Source organism: Burkholderia sp. AU38729 (assembly GCF_020419725.1).
Taxonomy (GTDB): domain Bacteria; phylum Pseudomonadota; class Gammaproteobacteria; order Burkholderiales; family Burkholderiaceae; genus Burkholderia.
Window position 1 is genome coordinate 179,094 of the sequence record NZ_JAIZQO010000008.1, and the last position, 25,590, is coordinate 204,683.

General features: G+C 68.0%; 18 protein-coding genes. 10 read left to right on the top strand and 8 right to left on the bottom strand.

The features are described 5' to 3' along the window. Positions 1–94: 94 nt before the first annotated feature. The 8 genes from imuA (at position 95) to nagE (ending at position 13,161) form a co-directional block, all read left to right on the top strand. The gene (gene imuA, locus LGM56_RS21940; RefSeq protein ID WP_089461670.1) at positions 95–802 is read left to right on the top strand and encodes a translesion DNA synthesis-associated protein ImuA; all 708 of its coding nucleotides are present in this window, start codon (positions 95–97) and stop codon (positions 800–802) included. Continuing rightward, entirely contained in the window at positions 735–2,231 is a 1,497-nt protein-coding gene (locus LGM56_RS21945; protein WP_226206770.1) for a Y-family DNA polymerase, read from the top strand. The genes imuA and LGM56_RS21945 overlap by 68 nt, the downstream gene beginning before the upstream one ends. Positions 2,232–2,237: 6 nt before the next feature. Next, entirely contained in the window at positions 2,238–5,444 is a 3,207-nt protein-coding gene (locus LGM56_RS21950) for an error-prone DNA polymerase (protein WP_226206771.1), read from the top strand. A gap of 334 nt (positions 5,445–5,778) precedes the next feature. Further along, complete coding sequence (locus tag LGM56_RS21955) at positions 5,779–6,513, top strand: GntR family transcriptional regulator (protein ID WP_226206772.1); 735 nt, start codon at positions 5,779–5,781, stop codon at positions 6,511–6,513. A gap of 98 nt (positions 6,514–6,611) precedes the next feature. Next, positions 6,612–7,715, top strand: a complete 1,104-nt coding sequence (nagA, locus tag LGM56_RS21960; RefSeq protein WP_047852242.1) for an N-acetylglucosamine-6-phosphate deacetylase — start codon at positions 6,612–6,614, stop codon at positions 7,713–7,715. Further along, the gene (locus tag LGM56_RS21965) at positions 7,708–8,715 is read left to right on the top strand and encodes an SIS domain-containing protein (RefSeq protein WP_226206859.1); all 1,008 of its coding nucleotides are present in this window, start codon (positions 7,708–7,710) and stop codon (positions 8,713–8,715) included. The genes nagA and LGM56_RS21965 overlap by 8 nt, the downstream gene beginning before the upstream one ends. 15 nt (positions 8,716–8,730) lie before the next feature. After that, positions 8,731–11,313, top strand: a complete 2,583-nt coding sequence (ptsP, locus tag LGM56_RS21970; protein WP_226206773.1) for a phosphoenolpyruvate--protein phosphotransferase — start codon at positions 8,731–8,733, stop codon at positions 11,311–11,313. An 87-nt stretch (positions 11,314–11,400) separates the two neighbouring features. Beyond that, positions 11,401–13,161, top strand: a complete 1,761-nt coding sequence (nagE, locus tag LGM56_RS21975; protein WP_226206774.1) for an N-acetylglucosamine-specific PTS transporter subunit IIBC — start codon at positions 11,401–11,403, stop codon at positions 13,159–13,161. Positions 13,162–13,328: 167 nt separating this feature from the next. Here the strand turns inward: nagE and LGM56_RS21980 are convergent, their stop codons facing one another. From LGM56_RS21980 to rpoH, 6 genes are all read right to left on the bottom strand, one after another. Next, complete coding sequence (locus LGM56_RS21980) at positions 13,329–15,812, bottom strand: family 20 glycosylhydrolase (RefSeq protein WP_226206775.1); 2,484 nt, start codon at positions 15,810–15,812, stop codon at positions 13,329–13,331. Between the two features lie 588 nt (positions 15,813–16,400). Then, complete coding sequence (cydX, locus tag LGM56_RS21985) at positions 16,401–16,517, bottom strand: cytochrome bd-I oxidase subunit CydX (RefSeq protein ID WP_011353251.1); 117 nt, start codon at positions 16,515–16,517, stop codon at positions 16,401–16,403. 62 nt (positions 16,518–16,579) lie between these two features. After that, complete coding sequence (cydB, locus tag LGM56_RS21990) at positions 16,580–17,716, bottom strand: cytochrome d ubiquinol oxidase subunit II (RefSeq protein ID WP_226206776.1); 1,137 nt, start codon at positions 17,714–17,716, stop codon at positions 16,580–16,582. 31 nt (positions 17,717–17,747) lie between these two features. Further along, a complete protein-coding gene (locus LGM56_RS21995) occupies positions 17,748–19,328 on the bottom strand; it encodes a cytochrome ubiquinol oxidase subunit I (protein WP_089431704.1) in 1,581 nt (526 codons plus the stop codon). Further along, on the bottom strand, positions 19,318–19,596 hold the full coding sequence (cydP, locus tag LGM56_RS22000) for a cytochrome oxidase putative small subunit CydP (RefSeq protein ID WP_089426366.1): 279 nt from the start codon (positions 19,594–19,596) through the stop codon (positions 19,318–19,320). Before cydP ends, LGM56_RS21995 begins: the two co-directional genes overlap by 11 nt. A 367-nt stretch (positions 19,597–19,963) precedes the next feature. Beyond that, positions 19,964–20,899 carry an RNA polymerase sigma factor RpoH gene (gene rpoH / locus LGM56_RS22005; protein WP_089426365.1) on the bottom strand — a complete coding sequence of 312 codons (936 nt, stop codon included), beginning with the start codon at positions 20,897–20,899 and terminating at the stop codon, positions 19,964–19,966. Between the two features lie 360 nt (positions 20,900–21,259). On the opposite strand from rpoH, the gene pagL reads away from it, so the two are divergent. After that, positions 21,260–21,829: a lipid A 3-O-deacylase PagL gene (gene pagL, locus LGM56_RS22010; protein ID WP_226206777.1), complete on the top strand. Its 570-nt coding sequence runs from the start codon at positions 21,260–21,262 to the stop codon at positions 21,827–21,829. 45 nt (positions 21,830–21,874) lie between these two features. After that, positions 21,875–22,258, top strand: a complete 384-nt coding sequence (locus tag LGM56_RS22015; protein ID WP_039346091.1) for a nuclear transport factor 2 family protein — start codon at positions 21,875–21,877, stop codon at positions 22,256–22,258. Positions 22,259–22,401: 143 nt separating this feature from the next. Here the strand turns inward: LGM56_RS22015 and leuA are convergent, their stop codons facing one another. Together leuA and ybiB are read right to left on the bottom strand one after the other, a co-directional pair. Then, positions 22,402–24,048: a 2-isopropylmalate synthase gene (leuA, locus tag LGM56_RS22020; RefSeq protein WP_226206778.1), complete on the bottom strand. Its 1,647-nt coding sequence runs from the start codon at positions 24,046–24,048 to the stop codon at positions 22,402–22,404. Between the two features lie 380 nt (positions 24,049–24,428). Further along, the gene (gene ybiB, locus LGM56_RS22025; RefSeq protein WP_226206779.1) at positions 24,429–25,403 is read right to left on the bottom strand and encodes a DNA-binding protein YbiB; all 975 of its coding nucleotides are present in this window, start codon (positions 25,401–25,403) and stop codon (positions 24,429–24,431) included. Positions 25,404–25,590: the final 187 nt, after the last annotated feature.

Here is a 25,590-nt window from a genome sequence, read left to right on the forward strand (position 1 = left end):
TCTTTCATCTGACGAAATACCGGTTTCGTACCAGTACTGTGCGGCGTGGACGCATTGCCATATACTGTATATCCATACAGTTGTGGGTGGCATCATGCTCGCATCCTCCATTTCTCCCGAATCCCTTCATCCATCGCTGTGGCGCGGCTCGCAGCTCGCGCGCGGCGGCCCGCGCACGATCGAGACCGGCTTCGCGCCGCTGTCGGCCGAGCTGCCGGGCGGCGGCTGGCCGGTCGGCGGGCTCGTCGAACTGCTGGCCGCGCAGCCGGGCTGCGGCGAGATGCGGCTGCTCGCGCCTGCGCTCGCGCACACCGTCAGCGCCCGGCGCCCGCTCGCGCTCGTCGCGCCGCCGCAGTCGCCGCATGCGACTGCGCTCGCCAGTCTCGGCGTGCCGGCCGACGCGCTGCTGTGGCTGCGCGCCGGCAGCCGCACGGATGCGTTGTGGGCCGCCGAGCAGGCACTCAAGACCGGTTGTTGCGGCGCGCTGCTGCTGTGGCAGGACGCGCGGCCCGATGCGCTGCGGCGCCTGCATCTCGCGGCCGCGCGCACGGGCGACACGCTGTTCGTGATGCTGCGCCCGCTGTCGGCCGAGCGGCAACCGTCGCCGGCCGTGCTGCGCGTCGCGCTGTATCCGGTGCCGGGCGGCGTGTCGCTCGACATCGTCAAGCGGCGCGGCCCCGCCCGCAGCGAGCCGCTCGTGCTCGACCTGCCGTCGCCCATCGTGGAGAGCCGCTATGCGCGTCTTGCTCGGCATCCATCTGCCGCGCCTGCCGCTCGACGTGTGCGTCGCGCTTCCGTCTGACGGCGAGGCGGGCGAGGCCGGCAGCGCAGGCAGTGCGGTACTCGAGCAGGGTGTCGTGCTGATCGCCGACGCGGCCGCGCGCCGGCAGGGCGTGCGCGCGGGCATGAAGCGCGGCGGCGTGCTCACGCTCGCACCGCACACGCAGCTCGTCGAACGCGACCCCGCGCGCGAGGTCGATGCGCTGCGCGCGGTCGCGCTCGCGTTGCTGCGCTTCTCGCCGTGCGTCGCGCTCGGCGACGAAGCCACGCTGCTCGTCGACGTCGGCCCGAGCCTGCGCTTGTTCGGCGGGCTGCCGTCGCTGTGCCGTCAGGTACGTGCGACGCTCGCGGCGCTCGGCTATGCGGCGCGCCTGTCCGCCGCGCCGACCGGGGGCGGTGCGTGGCTGCTCGCGCGTGTGTCGGCCCGTGCACGCATCCGGCGCCGCGTCGCGAGCTCGGCCTCGCTTGTCCGTGTGCTCGACCGGCTGCCCTGTGTGCTATTGCCCGATGCGCGTCCGTATGCAGGCTGGTTCGACGGCCTCGGTTGCCGCACGCTCGCCGATCTGCGCGGCCTGCCGCGCGCGGGGCTGCAGCGCCGTTGCGGTCCCGCGTTGCTGGCTGCGCTCGATCGTGCGTATGGCGACGCGGTCGAGCCGCTTGCGTGGATGGCGGTGCCGCCCGTATTCGACGTGCGGCTCGAATTGCAGGAGCGCGTCGAATACGCGGAAGCCGTGTTGTTCGTGGCGCGGCGGCTCGTCGTGCAGCTGTGCGGCTGGCTGGCCGCGCGGCACCTGTCGCTGGCCGCGATGACGTTCGATCTCGAACACGAGCGCGGCCGCCAGGCCGTGCCGCCGACGCCGCTCGAGCTCGCGTTCGCGTCGCCCGTGCGTGACGAGGCGCATTTCATGCGGCTGCTCGGCGAGCGGCTCGCGCGCGTCGAGTTGCCGGCCGCGGTGATCGCGGTGCGTCTGAAGGCCACGCGCGTCGAATCGGTCGCGCCGCCGGCCGACGATCTTTTCCCCGAGCCGGGCGGCACGCGCGAGACGCGCGCGCGGCTGTTCGAGCTGCTGGTCGCGCGGCTCGGCGCGGACAACGTGCTGCGCGCGGCGCCCGTCGCCGATCACCGGCCCGAGGCGGCGAACCGTTGGCTGCCGCTCGATGCGCAGGCCGGCAAGCCGGCTCCCGGGCCGCCCGCCGTGCCGCCGAGGCCAGCCTGGTTGCTGGCGGAGCCGCTGCCGCTGTTGATGCGCGGGGAGCGGCCGGTATTTCATACGCCGCTGAGGATGATGTCGTCGGTGGAGCGGATCGAGGCCGGGTGGTTCGACGGTCAGCTCGCTGCGCGCGATTACTGCGTCGCGCAGGACGAGGCCGGCGCGTGCTACTGGGTGTTCAAGGAGCGGGCGGGGAGCGAGGCCGAGCCGCGCTGGTTCCTGCACGGCCTGTTCGGGTGAACGGTGATGGTTGCGGAATTCAGCTGGCTGCCCGATTACGCGGAGTTGTTCTGCCGTTCGAACTTTTCGTTCCTGCATGGCGCGTCGCATGCGGAGGAACTGGTCGAGCGCGCGTCCGAGCTCGGCTATCGCGGGATTGCGATCACCGACGAATGCTCGCTTGCAGGCGCGCCGCGCATGCACGTCGCGGCGAAGGCGAAAGGGTTGCCGCTCGTCATCGGGTCGTATTTCGACGTCACGCCGGATGAAGTCGCGCCTGGCCACGATCCGGGCCCCGGCGCGTTCGGGCTCGTGTTGCTGGCGCAGAATCGCGAGGGCTACGGCAACCTGTCCGAGCTGATTTCGTGGCGGCGGATGGCATCGCCGAAGGGGACTTACAAGCTGACGTCGCGGATGCTGTCGGCGCCGCCTGCCGAGTTTGCGCATTTGCGCGGGATGCCCGACTGCTTCGCGATCCTCGTGCCGACGTATCCGGTGCGTGCTGATGTACTCGATGCGCAGGTCGCGTGGTTTCGCACGACGTTCGGCGAGCGGGCGCGGCTGGGGCTCGTGCAACTGCAGCGCGCGCTGGACGGTGCGCAGCGCGAGGAGATTCGTGCGGCGGGTGAGCGGCGTGGCGTGCGTGTCGTCGCGCTGGGCGACGTGACGATGCACCGGCGCTCGTGCAAGGAGCTGCAGGACGTGATGACGGCGATTCGCGTCGGCATGCCGGTTTCCGAGTGCGGGTATGCGCTTGCGCCGAATGCGGAACAGCATTTGCGTGGGCGGAACCGGATCGGGAATCTGTTCTCGCCGGAGGAGATTGCGCAGACGTGCGCGATTCTCGATGCGTGTCCTTTCGAACTGGATTCGCTGCGCTACGAGTATCCCGACGAGATCGTGCCGAAGGGGCTCACGCCGACGAGCTATCTGGAGCAGGAAACCATGGCCGGGGCGGCCACACGCTATCCGCAAGGTGTGCCGGAGAAGGTGTCGAAGCAGATCCGATATGAACTCGACCTGATCGCGCAATTGAGTTACGAACCGTTCTTCCTGACCGTCTACGACATCGTCAAATACGCGCGCAGCCAGAACATCCTGTGCCAGGGGCGCGGCTCGGCGGCGAACTCGGTCGTCTGCTTCTGCCTCGGCATCACCGAGGTGAATCCCGAGCAGAGCACGATGCTGTTCGAACGCTTCATCAGCGCGGAGCGCGGCGAGCCGCCCGATATCGACGTCGACTTCGAGCATCAGCGCCGGGAAGAGGTGATCCAGCATATCTACGAGAAGTACGGACACAACCGCGCAGCACTCGCAGCCGCCGTATCGACCTATCGTCCGCGCGGCGTGCTGCGCGAAACCGGCAAGGCGCTCGGCGTCGATCCGATGCTGGTCGATCGCGTCGCGAAAGCGCACCGCTGGTTCGACGGTAGCCGCGACCTGCTGCAGCAATTCTCGACGATCGGGCTCGATCCCGAGACGCCGCTCATCCAGGCATGGGCCCGGCTCGCCGCGCGGCTGCTGAACTTTCCGCGTCACCTGTCGCAGCACTCGGGCGGTTTCGTGATCAGCCGCGGCAAGCTCACGCGGCTCGTGCCGGTCGAGAATGCGGCGATGGACGGGCGGCGCGTGATCCAGTGGGATAAAGACGACCTCGAATCGCTCAAGCTGATGAAGGTCGACGTGCTCGCGCTCGGCATGCTGTCGGCGCTGCATCGCGCATTCGACATGCGTACCGCGTGGCGCGGGCCGCCGGAGCCGGATGGCGAGCCGTTTACGCTGAAGCATATTCCGCAGGATGACAAGGCGACTTACGACATGATCTGTCGTGCCGACACGGTCGGCGTGTTCCAGATCGAATCGCGCGCGCAGATGTCGATGCTGCCGCGCCTGCGCCCGGAGACTTACTACGATCTGGTGATCGAGGTGGCGATCGTGCGGCCGGGGCCGATCCAGGGCGGGGCAGTGCACCCTTATCTGAAACGGCGCCAGGGACTCGAAAAGGTCAGTTATCCAAAGGAGGACCTGAAGCCCGCGCTCGAGCGTACGTACGGCGTGCCGATCTTCCAGGAGCAGGTGATGCAGATCGCGATGATCGCGGCAGGCTTCACGCCCGGCGAGGCGGATGAACTGCGTCGCGCGATGGCCGCATGGAAGCGCAAGGGCAATCTCGAGAAATATCACCGCAAGATCGTCGACGGGATGCGCGAGCGCGACTATCCGCCCGACTTCGCCGAACAGATCTTCGAACAGATCAAGGGCTTCGGCGATTACGGTTTCCCCGAAAGCCACGCAGCCAGCTTCGCGAAACTCGCGTACGCCAGCAGCTGGCTCAAATGCCACGAACCGGCGATCTTCCTCGCTGCGCTGCTGAACAGCCAGCCGATGGGTTTCTACCCGCCGTCGCAGCTCGTGCAGGACGCGAAGCGGCACGGCGTGCAGGTGTTGCCGATCGACGTGACGCAAAGCAACTGGGAAGCATCGCTCGAAGCGTTGCCCGATCAGCCGCCGCCGCACGGCCAGCCGGCCGTGCGGCTCGGCCTGTCGCTCGTGCGGGGGCTCGGCGAAGCCGCCGCACGCCGCATCGAAGCCGCGCGCACGGCGGCCGGCCGGTTCGACAACGTCGACACCCTCGCACGCCTCGCGCAACTCGAACGCCGCGATCTCGAAGCGCTCGCCGCCGCGAACGCGCTTGCGACGCTCGCCGGCCATCGCCGCGATGCGCTATGGCAAGCGGTTGCGGCCGCCCCCGAACGCGACCTGCTCGCGACCGCGCCGATCGACGAAGTGGAGAAGCCCGCGCTCGGCGCGCCGTCGGAAGCCGACGACATCCTCGCCGACTATCACACCACCGGCCTCACGCTGAACCGCCATCCCGTCGCGCTGCTGCGGTCCGAACTGCGCGCGCGGCGGCTGTCGTCCGCGGCCGAATTGCACGACCGCCCCGACGGCCGGCTCGCGCGTGCGTGCGGGCTCGTGACCGCGCGGCAGATGCCGGGCACCGCGAAAGGCGTGATGTTCATGACGCTCGAGGACGAAACGGGCTGCGTGAACCTGATCGTCCGGCCCGAGTTGCTCGCGCGGCAGCGCCGCGAAACCCTCGATTCGCGGCTGCTTGCCGCGTCCGGCGTGTGGCAGGTCGCGAGCGACGTGAGGCACCTCGTCGTGCAGCATTTCGAGGATCTGACGCCGCTGCTCGGCGGCCTGCGCACGTCGAGCCGCGAATTCCACTGATTCCACTGACGCAACCGGCGCGCGCCGCCGAACGCGCGATGCGTCGCCACCCGTGCATACCAATCGGCTCAACTGGTCCTATCCAGGTCTCATATTCGCGCCCAAAACCTGGCCGAACCGCGTACTGGAACTGTCCCCTTGCATACCAATCCGGGTAAATCCCTACCCCGTACTTCGTTGTAAACAAAGGGTTTGTGAGAACTAAAACGCTTGCCGGGCAAGGCTTCCGGCGATTTCGGCGCCACTAATACCAGTTCGTTGACTGGTATTATGGTGGTTATATAATGCCCTCACTTTCGACGGCCTGCGGTCGTCGTCCGACACCCGGAGGCACATGGAAACCGGCTGGTCCGAACTGGCGCCCGATCCCCTCAGCGATACGCCGCTCTATCTGCAGCTCGCCCGCAATCTGGCGAGCGCGATCCACGCCGGCGCGTGGCGGGCCGGCGAGGCGCTGCCGTCGGAACGGCTGCTGTCGGTGTCGGTCGGCGTGTCGCGGATCACGGCCCGTCGCGCCCTCGCGCTGCTGGTCGAGCAGGGGCTGATCAAGCGGGCGCGCGGGGCGGGCAGCTTCATCACGCCGCGCGTCGCCGATCCGCTGTCGCGTCTCGTCGGCTTCACCGCGAAGATGCAGCAGCGCGGCTTCGTGCCCGATTCGGTGTGGCTGTCGCGCACGCTGCGCGCCGCAAACCGCGACGAGATCACGCGGCTCGGCCTCGCGCCCGGCGCGACGGTGGCGCGGCTCGAACGGCTGCGCCGCGCGGACGGCATCGTGATGGCCGTCGAGCACTCGACGCTGCCGGCCGCGGTGGTGCCCGATCCGCAGGTGCTCGACGCGTCACTGTACGAATACCTCGAAGCGCGCGGCATGACCGTCGTGCGCGCGCTGCAGCACTTTCGCGCGGCGAACGCGACCCACGCGATCGCGAAATGGATGGCGGTGAAGCCGGGATCGGCCCTGCTGGTGATCACGCGGATCGGCTACGGCGCCGACCAGCGCGCGATCGAAGTGAGTGAAACGTATTGCCGCGACGATTACTACGACTTCGTCGCCGAACTGAAACGCTGACGCGCGAGACTGCCCGCGCGCGACACGCGTGAAGCAACGACACGGATTTGCAAATCACGACGCGGATGCCCGCGTCACCAGATCATCAAGAGAACGTCATGCTGACTGGAAACATCCTTACCCCCGACGGCTGGATTCACGGTTCGCTCGATAGCGAGAACGGCCGCATCACGACCCTCGACGGCAAGCCCGTCGATCCCGCGAAGAACGACGCGCCTTACATCCTGCCCGGCTTCATCGACCTGCACGTGCACGGCGGTGGCGGTGCCGACGTGATGGAAGGCGGCGACGCGATCGAGACGATCGCCCGCACGCACGCGCAATTCGGCACGACGAGCCTGCTCGCGACGACGATGACCGCGCCGCGCGACGAACTGATGCAGGTCGTCGCGAACCTCGGCACCGTCGCGCGCACCCGCACGCCGGGCGGCGCGCGTGTGCTCGGCGTGCACCTCGAAGGCCCGTACATCAACCCCGGCAAACTCGGCGCGCAGCCCGACGCGGCCGTGTCGGCCGTGCTCGACGAAGTGCTGAAGTACCTGTCGATCGCGCCGATCCGCGTCGTCACGCTCGCGCCGGAAATCGCCGGCCACATCGAGATCATCGGCGAGATGGCCGCGCGCGGCGTGCGCGTCCAGCTCGGCCATTCGCTCGCAACCTACGACGACGCGGTGGCCGCGCTCAAGCACGGCGCGTGCGGTTTCACGCACCTGTTCAACGCGATGTCGCCGCTGCATCACCGCAACCCGGGCCTGGTGGGTGCGGCGCTTGCCCACGCCGAATACGCGGAAATCATCCCCGACCTGCTGCACGTCCACCCGGGCGCGATTCGTGCTGCGCTGCGCGCGATCCCGCGCCTGTACGTCGTGACCGACAGCACGTCCGCAACGGGCATGCCCGACGGCGAATACCGGCTCGGCAGCCAGCACGTGACGAAGTGCCTCGGCGGCGTGCGCCTCGCCGACGGCACGCTCGCCGGCAGCACGCTGACGATGGACCAGGCGCTGCGCAACCTCGTGTCGCTCGGCCTGCCGATCGCCGACGTGTCGAACCGGATGTCGCGCTACGCGGCCGACTACCTTGGCGTCGCCGATCGCGGCCGCCTCGAGCGCGGCGCATGGGCCGACCTCGCGGTGTTCGACCGCGACCTGAACCTCACCGCGACCTACGTCGAAGGAGAATCGATTGTCGAATATGCTTAAGGAAGCGCGCGAGTCCGCCCAGGTCGTCGCCGCGCAGATCGCCGACACGACGCGCGTCGAAGCGCTCGCCGGCCAATTGCTCGATCACCCGCCGGCCGTCGCGCTGACGGTCGCGCGCGGCAGCTCGGATCACGCCGCGAGCTATTTCGCGAGCCTGACGATGAGCCGCCTCGGCGTGCCGGTCGCGTCGCTGCCGATGTCGGTCGCGACGCTGCAGCAGGCGCCGCTGAAGGTGCAGGACCAGCTCGCGATCGCCTTCTCCCAGTCGGGCAAGAGCCCCGATCTCGTCAATACGATGGCCGCGCTGCGCGAAGCCGGCGCGCGCACCGTCGCCGCCGTGAACGTGCTGCCGTCGCCGCTCGCCGACGCGTGCGAGCACCAGTTGCCGCTGCTCGCCGGCCCCGAACTGTCGGTGGCCGCGACGAAGAGCTATATCGCGATGCTGTCGCTGTCCGCGCAGATCGTCGCGTACTGGCAGCGCGACGCCGCGCTGACGACCGCATTGCGCGGCCTGCCCGACGTGCTCGCACAGGCCGGCCAGCTCGACTGGTCGCAGGCGGTGGCCGCGCTGGCGGGTGTCGAGCGGATGATCGTGATCGGCCGCGGCCTGGGCCTCGCGATCGCGCAGGAAGCCGCGCTGAAGCTGAAGGAAACGTCCGGCATCCAGGCCGAGGCGTTCTCGAGCGCCGAAGTCCGTCACGGCCCGATGGAGCTGATCGACCGCGACTATCCGCTGCTCGTGTTCGCCCCGCCGGGGCCCGAGCAGGCCGGCCTGCTGCAGCTTGCCGCGGACATGCGCGCCCGCGGCGCCGCCGTGCTGCTCGCGGCGCCCGCCGGCATACCCGGCGCGACGCTGCCGCTCGCGCAGTCCGCCCATTCGGCGCTCGACCCGATCGCCGCCATTCTTTCGTTCTACGTGATGGCGGCGGATCTCGCCGTTGCGCGCGGCCGCAATCCGGACACGCCGCGCCACCTGAACAAAGTCACCGAAACGCACTGATAGCCGAGACCGCCGATGAGACGCGCCGAGGAGTCCCAGTTGAAGAGCCCCACCCACGATCAGATCGTCCTGCTTAGCCCCATGACGGGGCCGATCGTCGCACTGGCCGACGTGCCCGATCCGGTGTTCTCCGGCGGGATGTTCGGCGACGGCATCGGCATCGACCCGCTCGCGGGCCAGCTCGTCGCGCCGTGCGCGGGCGTCGTGTCGCATCTCGCGCGCACGGGCCACGCGGTGACGATCACGACGCCGCAAGGCGCGGAAGTGCTGCTGCACATCGGCATCGACACGGTCGAGCTGAACGGGCAGGGTTTCATCGCGCACGTCGAGGCCGGCGCGCGTGTCGAGGCCGGCACGCTGCTGATCGAGTTCGACCAGGATGCGGTGGCGCGCAGCGCGCATTCGCTCGTGTCGGTGATCGCGATCGCGAACTCGGATGCGTTCGAGGTCGTCGATCGTGCCAGTGGCTTCGCGACGGCCGGCGAGACGCCGCTGCTGGCACTGCGCGGCAAGGGCGAAGCGGCCGCGCAGGCGGCACAAACCGGCGCCGCGGCGCAAAACGAAGTGCGCCGTGAAATCGTGCTGGCGCAGCCGGGTGGCCTGCATGCGCGACCGGCCGCGCGGGCGCGTGAAGCCGTGCGCGGGTTCGACGCGACCGTCGACGTGCTGTTCGACGGGCGCAAGGCGTCGATCGCGAGCGTCGTCGGCCTGCTCGGCCTCGGCGCCGGCGAAGGCGCGACGGTCGAACTGGTCGGCCGTGGCGCGAATGCGCAGCAGGCCGTCGATGCGGTCGAGCACGAGCTGCTGCGCGAAGCGCACGGCGAAGTCGAGGAGAAACCGGCGCGGCTGAGGTCGCCCGCGCCGCAGACGGTCGCACGCAACGTCGGTGCGCCCATCGACCCGAACACGCTGGCAGGCGTGTGCGCGGCACCCGGCATCGCGGTCGGCACGCTGGTGCGTCTCGATGATGCGGAAATCATGCCGCCCGAACAGGCCGCCGGCACGCCGGCCACGGAAAGCCGCCAGCTCGACCAGGCGCTGAAGGCCGTCGACGCCGAACTCGACGAAACGGTGCGCAACGCATCGGCGCGCGGCGCGGTCGGCGAAGCGGGCATCTTCGCGGTGCACCGCGTGCTGCTGGAAGACCCGACGCTGATCGACGCGGCGCGCGACCTGATCAGCCTCGGCAAGAGCGCGGGCTTCGCCTGGCGCGCGACGATCCGCACGCAGATCGACACGCTGTCGAAACTCGACGATGCGCTGCTCGCCGAACGCGCGGCCGACCTGCGCGACATCGAGAAGCGCGTGCTGCGCGCGCTCGGCCATACGAACGGTGCGGCACGTGCGCTGCCCGACGAAGCGGTGCTCGCGGCCGAGGAGTTCACGCCGTCCGACCTGTCGTCGCTCGATCGCCAGCGCGTGACCGCGCTCGTGATGGCGCGCGGCGGCGCGACGTCGCACGCGGCGATCATCGCGCGGCAGCTCGGCATTCCGGCGCTGGTGGCGGTCGGCGATGCGCTGTACGCGATTCCGGACGGCACGCAGGTCGTCGTCGATGCGAGCGCGGGCCGGCTCGAACACGCGCCGACCGCGCTCGACGTCGAACGTGCGCGGCACGAGCGCCAGCGCCTGGACGGCGTGCGCGAGGCGAACCGGCAATTGGCCGGTGAAGCGGCCGCGACGGTCGATGGCCGCGCGATCGAGGTCGCCGCGAACATCGCGACGCTCGACGACGCGAACACCGCGGTCGACAACGGCGCCGACGCGGTCGGCCTGCTGCGCACCGAGCTGATGTTCATCCATCGCCAGGCCGCGCCGACGGTCGTCGAGCACCAGCAGAGCTACCAGTCGATCGTCGACGCGCTGCAGGGCCGCACGGCGATCATCCGCACGCTCGACGTCGGCGCCGACAAGGAAGTCGACTACCTGACGCTGCCGCCTGAACCGAACCCGGCGCTCGGCCTGCGCGGCATCCGTCTCGCGCAGGTGCGCCCCGATCTGCTCGACGATCAGCTGCAGGGCCTGCTCGCGGTGAAGCCGTTCGGCGCGGTGCGCATCCTGCTGCCGATGGTGACCGACGCGGGCGAGCTCGTGCGCCTGAAAAAGCGCATCGACGAATTCGCGCGCGTACTGGGCCGCACCGAGCCGATCGAGGTCGGCGTGATGATCGAGGTGCCGTCGGCCGCGCTGCTGGCCGACCAGCTCGCGCAGCACGCGGACTTCCTGTCGATCGGCACCAACGACCTGACGCAGTACACGCTCGCGATGGACCGCTGCCAGGCCGACCTGGCCGCGCAATCCGACGGCCTGCATCCGGCCGTGCTGCGCCTGATCGACATCGCGGTGCGCGGCGCCGCGAAGCACGGCAAGTGGGTGGGCGTGTGCGGCGCACTCGGCGGCGATCCGCTGGCGGTGCCGATCCTGGTGGGCCTCGGCGTGACCGAACTGTCGGTCGACCCCGTATCGGTGCCGGGCATCAAGGCGCGTGTGCGCCGTCTCGATTACCAGTTGTGCCGTCAGCGCGCGCAGGATCTGCTCGCGCTCGATTCGGCACAGGCGGTAAGGGCAGCAAGCCGCGAGGTCTGGCCGCTCGACTGAGCGTCGACGGCAGGTTCGCGACCGGTTTCAAGACGAAAGCAATTAGGTCAACGACGATTAATGACGAGACAAGGATTGGAGGACTGAATGAACGGGAATCCGTTTCTGAAAATACAGGGCCTGGGCCGGGCGCTGATGCTGCCGATCGCGGTATTGCCGGTTGCCGGCATCCTGCTGCGACTCGGCCAGCCGGACGTGTTCAACATCAAGATGATCGCCGACGCCGGCGGCGCGATCTTCGACAACCTGCCGCTGCTGTTCGCGATCGGCGTGGCGGTCGGTTTCGCGAAGGACAACAACGGCGTGGCGGCGCTCGCGGGCGCGATCGGCTATCTGATCGAAACCGCGATCATGAAGGACATCGATCCCAAGCTGAACATGGGCGTGCTGTCCGGGATCATCGCCGGTGTGGTCGCAGGGCTGCTGTACAACCGCTATAAGGACATCAAGCTGCCGGACTACCTCGCGTTCTTCGGCGGCAAACGGTTCGTGCCGATCATCACGGGGCTGGTCTGCGTGGTACTCGGCATCGCGTTCGGGTACGTGTGGCAGCCGGTCCAGCATCTGATCGACGCGGCCGGCCAGTGGCTGACGACGGCGGGCGCGATCGGTGCGTTCGTGTTCGGCTTTTTGAACCGACTGCTGCTCGTCACGGGCCTGCATCACATCATCAACTCGCTCGCATGGTTCGTGTTCGGCAACTTCACGCCGCCCGCCGGCGGCGAGATCGTGCACGGCGACCTGCACCGCTTCTTCGCGGGCGACCCGACCGCGGGCACCTTCATGGCCGGCTTCTTCCCGATCATGATGTTCGGCCTGCCGGCCGCGTGTCTCGCGATGCTGCACGAAGCGCCGAAGGAACGCCGTGCGATGGTCGGCGGCCTGCTGTTCTCGATGGCGCTCACGTCGTTCCTGACCGGCGTGACCGAGCCGATCGAATTCAGCTTCATGTTCCTCGCGCCGGTGCTGTACGTGATCCACGCGGTGCTGACGGGGCTGTCGCTCGCGATCTGCCAGATCCTCGGCGTGAAGCTCGGCTTCACGTTCTCGGCCGGCGCGATCGACTATGTGCTGAACTACGGGCTGTCGACGAAGGGCTGGATCGCGATCCCGCTCGGCATCGCGTACGGCGCCGCGTACTACGGGCTGTTCCGCTTCTTCATCCGCAAGTTCAACATGGCCACGCCGGGCCGTGAGCCGGCTTCGGCCGACGCGGCCGCGGAATCGTACGCATCGGGCGGCTTCGTCGCGCCGGCTGCAGGTGCCGCTGCGGTTGCCGCTGCACCGCGTGCGCAACGCTACATCGCCGCGCTCGGCGGGGCAGGCAACCTGTCGGTCGTCGACGCGTGCACGACGCGCCTGCGCCTGACCGTCGTCGACCCGGAGAAGGTCTCGGAGCCGGAACTGAAGTCGATCGGCGCGCGCGGCGTGCTCAAGCGCGGCGGCAACAGCGTGCAGGTGATCATCGGGCCGGAGGCCGACATCATTGCCGACGAAATGCGTGCCGCCATCGGCAGCGGCGCGGCATCGACGGCGACGGCCGCCGCGGCACAGCCCGTCACGGGCGCGGCCGCCGGCCCGCTCGATCCGGAGCCGACGCGCTGGCTCGCGGTGTTCGGCGGCGCGACCAACGTCGTGTCGCTCGACGCGGTCGCGACCACGCGCCTGCGGGTGGTCGTACGCGATCCGTCGGCGGTCGATCGCGATCGTCTCGGTGCGCTCGACGTCGCATGGGTGTCGCTCGACACGTTCCACATCGTCTGCGGCAACGCGGCGGCGCGCTATGCCGAACAGCTCGGCGCGCGCCTGCCGCCGTCGGGCAGCGGGGCGGCCGCACAACCGGCCTGATGCTGATGCGATGAAGCCGATCCGATCCGCGCTGCGGGTTCGGGCCGGCTGGTAAAACGAAAACGGCTTGCGATGCGTCGCAAGCCGTTTTTCTTTGGTGCGGGTGATGGATGATTCGATGCGCCTGCGCGCATCGTGCAACGCGCATCACCTCGTCACTCAGCCGTTCACGGATTCGTCAGCGTGAAGGTCGGTTTCCGGTAGCCGACGCCCGCCCGGTCGAGCTTCGGCAGTTCGCGTTGCGTGAGCAGCGTCGCGAAGCCGGCCCAGTCGCGCTGCAGCGCGGCCGTGTCGACGTGATGCGTGTCGCCGCGCCTGAAGCGCACGCCGGCCGCATACGGCAGCTCCCAGTCGGCCCGGTGCCATGCGCGCTCGGCCAGCGCGAGCAGCCGCGGATAGGCCATGTATTCGAGGAAGGTGTCATTGCGCATCACCTCGCCCCACGCCTGCCCCTGCATGCCTTCGATGCGCGGCGCGGCGCCCGTGCCCGTCACCTCGAACGTGTTGCCGTCACGGTCGCCCATCACTTCGGCGTTCTGCGGCAGGTTCTCCGGCGCGAGCGAGAACACCTTGTACTCGTCCGTCGCATGCGAGCCCCAGTAGTAGCCGCGCTCGCGCGGGTTCAGCGTGTACGGGAAGTCGAAGTACAGGTAGTCGGGCAGCGCGAGCACCGTCAGGTAGCCCTTGCTGCTCAGGTCGCGTGCGCTGTCCGATGCGCCCCAGAAGATCGTGTCCCACAGCGACACCATCACGTGGCGCGTGCTGAAGTCCTGCGGCCCGTTCGCATGCTTGATGCCGTCCTGCCACGCGGCCATCGTGTCGATCCCGTTCGCGCTGACCGCCGCGCTCACCTGTTGCGCGAAACGTGTCGGCAACTCGTCGATCGACTTGATCTCGCCGCGCTGGAGCAGTGCCGTGCATGCGGGCGAACGTGCCCACGGCTTGTCCTGCGCGGCGAGGTCGATGCGCCCCTTGTTCGGATCGGTGCCGCTCAGCGGCTGGAAGCCCCCGCCGAGGAAGATGTTCTTCGCCTCGTCGCCGCCGTAGTGCCAGGTGTGCAGCGGCGCCTGCGCGTCCGCATGCATCGCCGCGATCTCGCGGATCACCTTCGACGCGAAATTGAGCGCGCCCGGCACGCACGGGTTCAGGTCGCTGCGCCGGTCGTAGAACTGCACCGTCGTCAGGTTCGACGTGTCCTGCGGATCGAGCAGCCGGTATGCGTTCGCTTCCTGCTCGCGGCCGGCCGCATGCAGCCGCTTGTAGCGTGCCTCCATCGTCACGACGGCCGCCCGCGCATGCGCGGGCATGTCGATCTCGGGGATGATCTCGACGAAATGCGCGGCCGCGTAGCGCACCAGCGACACGTAGTCGTCGCGCGTCAGGTAGCCGCCGCCGGAGCGGTTGTCCGGGCCGGAGCCGAGCTGCGGCAGCAGGCAGCGTGTCTCGCTCGGGTCATGGCAGCGGCGCCCCCCGATCTCGGTGAGTTCGGGGAGGCCGGGAATCTCGATGCGCCAGCCCTCGTCGTCGGACAGATGCAGGTGCAGGCGGTTGAGCTTGTACGCGCTCATCTGGTCGATCAGCCGGCGCAGCGTCGCCGGGTGCTTGAAGTTGCGTGCGAGATCGACGTGCATTCCGCGATGCGCGAAGCGCGGCGCATCCTCGACGAGCATCGCCGGGATCGGGCCGCCGCCGGCGGGCGCGAGCGAGTAGAGCGTCTGCACGCCGTAGTAGAGGCCGGCACGATCGTAGCCTTCGATCAGCACGCCGCGCGGCCCGATCGCGAGCCGGTAGCCGCCCGGCGTCGCGATGTCGGCCGGCAGCCGGCGCGGCGCGACGGCGCCGCGCACCGGCACGCGTGCGCCGTCGAGCCCGAGTGTCGTTGCGCGCTCGCGCAGTGCCGCGACCTGCGCGTCCGGCAAATCGGGCAGCGCGAGCTCGACGCCGCGCAGGTCGAGCGTGCCGGGCAGCGGCTGCTCGCGCTTCACGCTCGGCAGCGCGCGGCTCGCGTCGGGCCGCGCGGCGACGGGCGGCGCATTGCCGGTCGAGTTGTTCTGCGCGTCGGCCGGCAGCGATTCGACGTAGCGCAGCTCGTCGTCGGTGTCGTTGTAGCGGAGCACGGCGGGCGGCGCGCCGTCGACGACCACGTACGGGCGCGGGATCACGTCGCTGTAGCGCAGCAGCCAGTATTCGGCGACGAACGGCAGCTCGATGCGCTCGCCCTGTGCAAGCCGCACCGAGCCCGGTTGCGGCGTCAGTTCGTACAGGTCGCCGGTGAGCCGCCGCAGCGCGAAGCCGGGGCGGTCGATCCGCAGCAGGCGGCGGATGCTGTGCAGGTAGAGCTTCCAGCCGCCATCGGCGATCGCCTGGTGGCCGCGGTTCTGCAGGATCAGGCGGCCGGTCGCGCAGGCCGCGCCGTCGGCGCCGAGATCGGCGCACGGCACGCCGGCCGCGGCCGCGTGATTGTTGTCGACGGCGACGCGCAACGCGAGGCCGTTCGACAGCCGAGCCGCGAGCTCGGCCGGCGGCACGGGGGGACGGACGGCGCCGGCCGTCGCGACCGCCGCGCTCGACGCCGGCGGCGCGCCGAGCGCGACCGGCGACAGCGCCACGATCAGCAGGCCGGCAAACAGGGTGGACAAGGTTCGGTTCATGCGGACTCCTGAGACAAAAGGGGGCGTAGCGGCGTCACGGGATGACGTCGCTGCGAACGGGTCTTTCAACGGAGCTGCGGGGACAACAGGGTGCGCGGGCGATGCGGCTGCTCCGCGCGAAGTCGGCACGCGGGCGCGTGCGTTACGGAACGGGTGGCGGGCAGGCGTGCCGGTCGGATCGGCGCGGGCGGGTGCGCGTCTTCATCGGCGGCGCACGGCAGCGGCTGCTGCTGATGTGGATGCCGTGACGACGTGCCCATGGGCAAAGGCGCGCGCGCGACCTGCGCGGTCGATGACGGCGACACTCGCCGACGACGCACAACCGGCCGCCGCGCGCCGACGACGAGACGGCGCGCCAGCGCGCGCCACATACGGGATTCGCATGTCTCCCCCACCCGGAAGGATTCGGCCTGTCAGCGGCCGTGTCCAAAGATCTTATGAAACCTTTTATTGGTATTCAAGTGGTATCAATCTGGCGCTAAATTGGCATCGCGTCGATGGGCCTGTTCAGCCGGCCGGGGCGAAAAAAAACCTCGCGCGAGGCGAGGTTCCTTCCGGACGGCGGCGGCACGATCGGCCGCGCGCGTATCAGTCGTGGCGAACGCGTGCTTCCTGCGTCTTCTGCCGCGCTTCGAGCCACATCGCATTGACGATGCCGAACGACAGCGCGACGCCGATACCGAGAATCCAGCTGAAATACCACATGATCCGACTCCTTGCGAAACGGTGGGCGAGGGCGCGTGCGCGCCCCGGCCCGGTTCAAAGCATCAATATATCGAATGCTTGTTCTCTTCGAGCACCTCGCGCGTGACCTTGCCGCGCATCACGCGATACACCCAGCTCGTGTAGAGCAGGACGATCGGCAGGAACACGATCACCGCGAACAGCATCACCTGCAGCGTCATGTGGCTCGACGTGGAATCCCACACGGTCAGGCTGCTGCGCGGGTCGAGCGACGACGGCATGATGAACGGGAACATCGAGAACCCGGCGGTCAGGATCACGCCGGTGATCATCAGGCCCGTGCAGAAGAACGCCGTCTTCTCCTGCTTCGAACCGGCGAGCAGCAGCGCGATCAGGCCACCCGCGATCGCGACGACGGGCGCTGCGATCATCCACGGGAATTCGCCGTAGTTCGCGAGCCACAGGCCCGAGCCGGCGGCGACGTCCTTGAGCAGCGGGTTCGCGACGGTGTCGGTCGGTGCGGCGTGCGTGATATGGAAGCCGCCGATGGTCGACGCGACCAGCACGCCGGCCAGCACGAACAGCACAACCGCGAGGAACGACGCCACGCGCAGCGCGACCGACGCACGGCGCGCGATCACGCCTTCCGTCTTCATCTTGATGAAGGCTGCGCCGTGCGCGACGAGCATCGTGAGGCTGACGAGCCCGCACAGCAGCGCGAACGGGTTCAGCAGCGCCCAGAAGCCGCCGTAGTAGGTCACGCGCAGGTCGCTGTCGAACTTGAACGGCACGCCTTGCAGCAGGTTGCCGAACGCGACGCCGAACACGAGCGCCGGCACGAAGCCGCCGACGAACAGGCCCCAGTCCCAGCCCGCGCGCCAGCGCGGGTCAGGGCGCTTGCTGCGGTAGTCGAAGCCCACCGGCCGGAAGAACAACGCGAACAGCACGAGCAGCATCGCGAAGTAGAAGCCGGAGAACGACGCCGCGTAGACGAGCGGCCAGGCCGCGAACATCGCGCCGCCGGCCGTGATCAGCCACACCTGGTTGCCTTCCCACGTCGCGCCGACGGTGTTGACGATGATGCGGCGCTCCTCGTCGGTCTTGCCGAGGAACGGCAGCAGCGCGGTCGCGCCCATGTCGAAGCCGTCGGTGACGGCGAAGCCGATCAGCAGCACGCCGACGAGCAGCCACCAGATCAGCTTGAGAGTTGCATAGTCCATAGCGATTCCTTGTTCCGTTTCAGGTGCGTGCTCACGCCGTGGCGCGCTCGCTGGCGGCCGCGATTTCGTGGTGATAGCGGCCGGTATGCAGCGACGACGGGCCGAGGCGCGCGTACTTGAACATCAGCTTGATCTCGATGACGAACAGCGCGGTATAGAACAGGATGAAGCCCGCGAGACTCAGGTACAGGTCGCTCGGCTGCAGGCTCGACGCGGACAGGTGCGTCGGCAGCACGCCGGCGATCGTCCACGGCTGGCGGCCGAGCTCGGCGACGATCCAGCCGAATTCGATCGCGATCCACGGCAGCGGGATCGCCCACACCGCATAGCGGAGGAACCAGCGGCGGTTGTCCTGCAGCAGTTCGCGGCGCGCGCAGAACCAGAACGCGGCGATGAACGTCGCGACGAACAGGAAGCCGAGGGCCACCATGATCCGGAACGAGAAGAACACGGGCGCGACCGGCGGGATCGTCTTCTTCGCGGCGGCCTTGATCTGCTCGGGCGTCGCGTCGACCACGTTCGGCGTGAACTGCTTGAGCATCAGCCCGTAGCCGAGATACTGCTTGTGCTGGTCGAACAGGGCGCGGGTCGCGTCGCTCGTGTCGCCCTGCTTGATCTTCTGCAGCGCGCCGTACGCGACCATGCCGCTCTGGATGTGCTCCTCGCTGTGCTTCGCGAGCTCGCGCAGGCCGATCACCGGTTCGTCGATCGAGCGCGTCGCGATCAGGCCGAGCGCGTACGGGATCTTGATCGCATAGTCGGTGCGCTGTTCTTCCTGGTTCGGGATGCCGATCAGCGTGAACGATGCGGGTGCCGGCTGCGTTTCCCATTCGGATTCGATCGCGGCGAGCTTCATCTTCTGCACTTCGCCGGTCGTATAGCCCGATTCGTCGCCGAGCACGATCACGCAGAGCGTCGCCGCGAGGCCGAAGCCGGCCGCGACCGCGAACGAGCGCAGCGCGAAGTCGACGTCGCGCTTCTTCAGCAGGTACCACGACGACACGCCGAGCACGAACATCGCCGCCGACACATAGCCGGCCGACACCGTGTGCACGAACTTCACCTGCGCGACCGGGTTGAACAGCACGTCGAACAGGCTCGTCATCTCCATGCGCATCGTCTGGTAGTTGAACTCGGCGCCGACCGGGTTGTTCATCCAGCCGTTCGCGACGAGGATCCACAGCGCGGACAGGTTCGAGCCGAGCGCGACGAGGAACGTGACCATCAGGTGCTTGACCTTCGACAGGCGGTTCCAGCCGAAGAAGAACAGGCCGACGAACGTCGATTCGAGGAAGAACGCCATCAGGCCTTCTACCGCGAGCGGTACGCCGAAGATGTCGCCGACATAGTGCGAGTAGTACGACCAGTTCGTGCCGAACTGGAATTCGAGCGTGATGCCGGTCGTCACGCCCATCGCGAAGTTGATCCCGAACAACTTGCCCCAGAACTGGGTCATGTCCTTGTAGACCTGTTTGCCGGTCATCACGTACACCGCTTCCATGATGACGAGCAGCCAGGACAGGCCGAGCGTCAGCGGCACGAACAGGAAGTGGTAGAGCGCCGTGATGCCGAACTGCAGACGTGACAGATCGACGACTTCACTACTTATCATGGTGGTCTCCCTCGGTAGATGCAGGCGCCGGTACCGAGAGCAGCTTCTCGGCGACGGCGGCAGGCGGCAACGACATGTGCTCGGCCTGCGGATGATTGAAGAATGCGTATTTGAGCGACATCAGGAGGATCAGCTTGACGATCAGCACCAGGGTGATGTCGCGGGCGAGGGTTGGGCCGCGTGCCCACGCGGCGATGCGCGCGCGCCAGCCGATCGTACCGGCCGGCCGCGCGGGAGGCGGCGCAGGCTCTTTATTGATCGAGATCAAGGCGAATATCCTGAATCGATTTAAGTCTGATTTGGGGCGACTTTACGTCGGATTTATGACGGCCGTGAAGCTGTTTTAATCCTTTTGCGCCTGACATGCCAATTTTAAAAGGACGGCTTTCCGATGCCGAGTGCTGCGCTGCGGCAGACCGTCGCGAAACCCGGGCCGAAACTTGAGGCAGATCAAGGTTATGCGGAAGGGGCCCCCAAACGGCCTATTACCTGACGAATCAGGTCAATTAATCCGCACTGAAACGCGCCGAAAAACGAACGAAGCAGCGAATGAAAAGCAGTGGAAAAGACGGGCGAAAAAAAACCGCTGCCGGTCGGGCAGCGGTTTTTGATGAGGCGCTCTAAATCGCAGCGATTTACGCGTATTCGGCGAGGGCGGTGCGCATCTTTTTCATCGCGCTCGCCTCGATCTGGCGGATGCGCTCTGCCGACACACCGAACTCGGCGGCGAGATCGTGCAGCGTCGAGCCGCCCGAGCCGTCGTCGTCGACGTGCAGCCAGCGCGCCTCGATGATGCGGCGGCTGCGCGCGTCGAGTGCGCCGAGTGCCTGCGCGATGCCGTCCGTCTGCAGCGTGTCGCGCTGACGCGCGGCCAGCACGGCGGTCGGTTCGTTGTGCGAGTCGGCCAGGTAGGCGATCGGCGCGTACGACTCCTCGCCGTCCTCGACCTGCCCTTCGAGCGCGATGTCGCCACCTGACAGGCGCGTTTCCATTTCGGTCACGTCTTCGCGCTTGACGTTGAGTTCCTTCGCGAGGCCGTCGATTTCCTCGGGCGTCATTGCCTGCAGGCCTTTCTTGTGGCTGCGCAGGTTGAAGAACAGCTTGCGCTGCGCCTTCGTCGTCGCGACCTTCACCGTGCGCCAGTTGCGCAGGATGTACTCGTGAATCTCGGCCTTGATCCAGTGGATCGCGTACGACACCAGGCGCACGTTTTGCGCCGGGTCGAAGCGCTTCACCGCCTTCATCAGGCCGATGTTGCCTTCCTGGATCAGGTCGCCGTGCGGGAGGCCGTAGCCGAGATAGTTGCGCGAGATCGACACGACGAGCCGCAGGTGCGACAGCACGAGGCGGCGTGCCGAGTCGAGGTTGTTGCCTTCGCGGAATTCGGTCGCGTACTGGCGTTCCTCTTCCGGCGTCAGCAGCGGAATGCGATTGACGGCCTGGATATACGCGTCGATGTTGCCAAGCTGGCCCGGCAACATCGATTGGGCTGCGAGCGCCAGCGAGCCTGCCGATGCGGCCTTGGCCGGCGTGGGGCTCAGGGTGTTCGGGAGGGTCAGGGCGTTGCTCACTAAAAAACTCCTTTGGAATCAGGGACAAACCCCCGGTCTCGGATGAGATTCCGGGAGCCATCTTAGCACTCCCGGAAACCGAGTGCTAATTCCTTAGAGCAAGCGTGGGCATCGGAGTTCCCGCTTTTTCTATCGAGCATGTCGAGTCGATAGTCTATTCTGCGACACAGGGCGCGACGCGAAGTTCCGTAAGCCGTTGTTTCTGATGGCAATCGGTAGACGATTTCGATTTTTGTCGTTTCGGAAGCAAGCCATTTCGCTTTGTGATGCCGATCCGAAAAGTCCTTTACCATACCATTCAGTTCGCTTGAGCCGGCCGAAGCGGCTGGCTCCATTCAACCCACAAAGTTGGAGTGACAGATGAACAATAAGAAGAATCGCCGGCCCCGCAGCCGGCTGGCGCTGCATGCGATGCTGGTGGCGTCCCTTCTGGGCGGATCGGGTGCGGCATGCGCGGATCGATGGGGGATTCAGGCGGGCGGCGGTTTTTCGGATCGCCGCGGGGTCGACAAGGCCGATCTCGGCGTGGTGTGGGATCCGGGCTGGAACTGGTGGGAAATCGGCGGCTGGCACTTCGCGTTCGTCGTCGAGGGGCATGCCGGCTACTGGCACACGGGCGGCAACGTCCATAGCAGCATCGGCGAATTCGGCGTGACGCCGATGTTCCGTTTCATCAAGAGCGCCGGGGAGATCCGCCCGTTCATCGAGGCCGGCGGCGGCGTGAGGCTGCTGACGCACCCGACGATCTCGGATCACTTCTCGTTGGGGACCGCGTTCCAGTTCGCGCCGACGGCGGGGGTGGGCGTGCAGTTCGGCCAACGGCAACAGTATCAGGTCGGCTACCGTTTTGAACATGTGTCTAACGCGGGTATCAAAGAGCCGAATCCTGGTATAAATTTCCACCAGTTCTACTTGCAGTACAACTTCTGATCCGCACGCCCGCGCACGGCGTGCGCGTTGCCGAGGAGTCAGGCGATGGCGAAGGTGGTCGATGCGATCCGCGCGCTCGAGCGCGATCGGTTCCGGGCGATGGTGGACGGGGACGGCGAGGCGCTCGACACGCTTTTGTCGGACAAGGTGTTCTTCGTCCATACCAACGGCAAACGCGAAACCAAGCAGCAGTTCATCGACGCCATCGTCGCCGGCCGCCGCCGCTATCGCCAGATCGAAATCCAGTCGCAGGACGTGCTGCCGGTCGGCGATGAAACCTGCGTCGTCACCGGGCGCGCGTTGATCGAGATGGAAACGAACAACGGCGGCCTGGTCTTCCCGATTGCCTATACCTCCGTCCACACCCACGAACAGGGCCGCTGGAGCCTGTTCGCGTGGCAGGCGACGCGGTGCGCGACCGAGACATGAGCGCGCGTGGCGCTCCTTTTCATGTCCCGACCGAAGCGGCCTTCTGAGCCGCTTTTTGTTGCCTCGTGCGGCGCGGATCGCGCGGCGCACGGGCGGTCACGCCCCGCTCGCTGACGTTTGAACCCTGAAACGGAACCCGCCGCTCAGGCCGCCGCGCGGCGATCCGCGCAGTGCCAGGCCGAGCGGTTGATCGCGCTGACCACCGCGTCGAGCGCGGCGCTCGCCGCATCGGCGTGCAGGCCGACGCCGTGCCGCAGCGGCGCATCGCCGACCCGGCAGCCGACCGATACCGCGATTCGTCCGTCCGTCGTGCGGGCGTGTTCGCACGACGCGACGTCGATCGCCGCGCCGGCGGCCGCCGCGAATGCCGCGGCCAAACGTCGCACGGCCTCGTCGGGCGTCGTATCCGCCGCGGGCGCTGCCGCGATCTCGCGGTTCTGCCAGCGCGCGCCGTTGCCGTGTCGCGCGGCCGGCCCGTCGGTGTCGAAGAATTCGCGCGCGAACAGCGAGCAGATCGCATCGCCCGTCACTTCCTCGCCGGACGCGTCGGCGAGCGTCTGCACCGCATGGCTGAATTCGATCTGCACGCGGCGCGTCGGCGTGAAGCCCATCCCGCGTTCGAGCAGGAACGTCGCGCCGCCCTTGCCGGACTGGCTGTTCACGCGGATCACCGCGTCATAGCTGCGGCCGAGGTCGGCCGGGTCGATCGGCAGGTACGGCACTTCCCAGGCCGCGTCGGGGCGCTGCTGCGCGAAGCCCTTGCGGATCGCGTCCTGGTGCGAGCCCGAGAACGCGGTGAACACGAGGTCGCCCGCGTACGGGTGGCGCGGATGCACGGGAATCTGGTTGCAGCGTTCGACGACGCGGCGCACCGCGTCGATGTCGGAGAAATCGAGGCCCGGATCGATGCCCTGCGTGTAGAGATTCAGCGCGAGCGTGACGAGATCGACGTTGCCGGTGCGTTCGCCATTGCCGAACAGGCAGCCCTCGATGCGGTCGGCGCCCGCGAGCAGCGCGAGTTCGGCCGCCGCGACCGCGGTGCCGCGATCGTTGTGCGGATGCACGGACAACACGATGCTGTCGCGGTACGCGAGGTTGCGGTCCATCCACTCGATCTGGTCGGCGAACACGTTCGGGCTCGCGGCTTCGACGGTGGCCGGCAGGTTGACGATCATCTTGTGATCGCGGGTCGGCCGCCAGGTCTGCGCGACCGCGTCGCAGATTTCGCGCGCGAACGTCAGCTCGGTCATGCTGAAGGTTTCCGGCGAGTACTGGAACGTCCATTGCGTGTCGGGGCGCGCGGCGGCGTGCTCCTTGATGATGCGCGTGCCGTCGATCGCGAGCGCCTTCACGTCGGCCTTCGACATCCCGAACACGATGCGGCGGAACGACGGGCACACCGCGTTGTACAGGTGCACGATCGCGCGCGGCACGCCTTCGAGCGCGTCGAACGTGCGGGCGATCAGGTCCTCGCGCGCCTGCACGAGCACTTCGATCGTCACGTCGTCGGGAATCCGCTTGTCGTCGATCAGCTTGCGGACGAAATCGAAGTCGGTTTGCGACGCCGACGGAAAACCGACTTCGATCTCCTTGAATCCGATCGCGACCAGCATCTCGAAGAACTCGAGCTTCTGCTCGATGCTCATCGGCTCGATCAGCGACTGGTTGCCGTCGCGCAGGTCGGTGCTCATCCAGACGGGCGCGCGCTCGATGGTGCGCGACGGCCATTTGCGGCCATTGAGGCGGACGGGCTCGAACGGACGGTACTTGTCTTGAGGATTGCGCTGCATCTTCTGGACCTCGGGTCTCAAGTCGCGAGCGAAGACGGGCGGCATGGGCGACGGTTGGCGCTGCCTCGCTCCGCGGCACGTGAACGCGCTGCGGATGCGGATGATCTTCGCGAGTCGGCCGACGGATAGACGGACGAATGCTGACGACTTCGGGTTGTAAAAACTACGAGAGGGGTACGGCGAGGAACTGCTGGGAGGGACCGTGCGGACAGCACACGGCGTTACGAAAGCCTTAGGCTAGTCGTAGCGATAGCGGCCGCGCTAGGCGGCCGGAGGTAATTCGGAGGGTGTTCGGAAAGGAACGCATGGCGACAACTCTATGCCAGGATGCGCTCGCGTGTCAAATGCCCCGCAAGCGGGGCCGGTTCGCGAGCGTGCCGTCAGCGTGCGATGCGGGCGATCTGCACGATCGTCGCGACCTGCCGGGCAACCGTGTCGGGCACCGGCACTTCGCCGCGCAATACGGCGTCGGTCCATGCGGCCGTCGTGGCCGCGTCGCGCGATTCGGGCAGGGGAACCGGGGGCGCATCGGTCGACGAGCGTTCGGCCTCGATCAGCGTGTCGCACGCGCCGTCGTGCAGCCAGTCGACCTGCACCTGGCGCCGCGTGTCGGCAACGGCTTCGCCCTCGGTGCCGCGTGCCAGCAGCGCGCCGCCGAGTGCGGCATCCGGATGGTCGCGGAACAATTGCGCCAGGCTGTCGCGGTACGGCGGGTGCGTGTAGTTGACGAGCCGCAGGCCGGCCGGCGCGAACGGCTGCAGGATCTTCACGAGCGTGTGCGTCGAGTTGCGCACGCCGAGCACGCTGCGCATCGACAGCAGGCGTGCGATGCGCGGCGCCAGCACCTCGATCGACGCGAACGCGACGCGGCGCTCGGCGAGCATGTCCTCGATCGCATCGTGCGAAGCCGACGGTGCGAGCGATAACGCCGAGAAAATCTCGGCGCTCGTCACGCGGCCCGGATCCTGCTCGACGCCATGCACGAGCACCGGCACGCCTTCGCGCGCGAGCAGCAGCGCGAGCAGCGGCACGAGGTTCGGCTGCTTGCGCGCGCCGTTGTAGCTCGGGATCGACACGGGGCGGAACGCGGCATCCTGCACGTGCACCGGCTCGAACGACGCCTGCGCGGCGGCGAGCATCGCGGCCAGCTCGTCGGCGGATTCGCCTTTCAGCCGATAGGCGATCAGGATCGCGCCGAGTTCGATGTCCGACACGCGCGCGTCGAGCATCGCGCGGTAGAGCTCGAACGTGTCCTCGGCGGACAGCGCGCGTGCGCCGTGCGGGCCGCGGCCGATTTCCTTGATGAAGCGGGCGCACGGGAACGGAACGGCGGCGGGATCGTGGGAAGCGGTCATCGGGGCGTGGGGCGGGCGGCCGGCATCGGGCCGCGCTGTGAGCGGTGAGGAATGCCCCGAGTATCGCACGGGTGCGGCTGCCGCCAGGCGGGGCCGCGCGGCGCGGCGCGCTACACTCTGATTCCCGGCGGTGCGCGCCGGCTGCGCCGCGCCCGTGCCGTCGCCGGCCGAATACGACTACGAGGGA

Coding starts and splice junctions, on each gene's coding strand:
- imuA (WP_089461670.1), top strand. CDS start 95: ATGCTCGCATCCTCCATTTCTCCCGAATCCCTTCATCCATCGCTGTGG.
- LGM56_RS21945 (WP_226206770.1), top strand. CDS start 735: ATGCGCGTCTTGCTCGGCATCCATCTGCCGCGCCTGCCGCTCGACGTG.
- LGM56_RS21950 (WP_226206771.1), top strand. CDS start 2,238: ATGGTTGCGGAATTCAGCTGGCTGCCCGATTACGCGGAGTTGTTCTGC.
- LGM56_RS21955 (WP_226206772.1), top strand. CDS start 5,779: ATGGAAACCGGCTGGTCCGAACTGGCGCCCGATCCCCTCAGCGATACG.
- nagA (WP_047852242.1), top strand. CDS start 6,612: ATGCTGACTGGAAACATCCTTACCCCCGACGGCTGGATTCACGGTTCG.
- LGM56_RS21965 (WP_226206859.1), top strand. CDS start 7,708: ATGCTTAAGGAAGCGCGCGAGTCCGCCCAGGTCGTCGCCGCGCAGATC.
- ptsP (WP_226206773.1), top strand. CDS start 8,731: ATGAGACGCGCCGAGGAGTCCCAGTTGAAGAGCCCCACCCACGATCAG.
- nagE (WP_226206774.1), top strand. CDS start 11,401: ATGAACGGGAATCCGTTTCTGAAAATACAGGGCCTGGGCCGGGCGCTG.
- LGM56_RS21980 (WP_226206775.1), bottom strand. CDS start 15,812: ATGAACCGAACCTTGTCCACCCTGTTTGCCGGCCTGCTGATCGTGGCG.
- cydX (WP_011353251.1), bottom strand. CDS start 16,517: ATGTGGTATTTCAGCTGGATTCTCGGTATCGGCGTCGCGCTGTCGTTC.
- cydB (WP_226206776.1), bottom strand. CDS start 17,716: ATGGACTATGCAACTCTCAAGCTGATCTGGTGGCTGCTCGTCGGCGTG.
- LGM56_RS21995 (WP_089431704.1), bottom strand. CDS start 19,328: ATGATAAGTAGTGAAGTCGTCGATCTGTCACGTCTGCAGTTCGGCATC.
- pagL (WP_226206777.1), top strand. CDS start 21,260: ATGAACAATAAGAAGAATCGCCGGCCCCGCAGCCGGCTGGCGCTGCAT.
- LGM56_RS22015 (WP_039346091.1), top strand. CDS start 21,875: ATGGCGAAGGTGGTCGATGCGATCCGCGCGCTCGAGCGCGATCGGTTC.
- leuA (WP_226206778.1), bottom strand. CDS start 24,048: ATGCAGCGCAATCCTCAAGACAAGTACCGTCCGTTCGAGCCCGTCCGC.
- ybiB (WP_226206779.1), bottom strand. CDS start 25,403: ATGACCGCTTCCCACGATCCCGCCGCCGTTCCGTTCCCGTGCGCCCGC.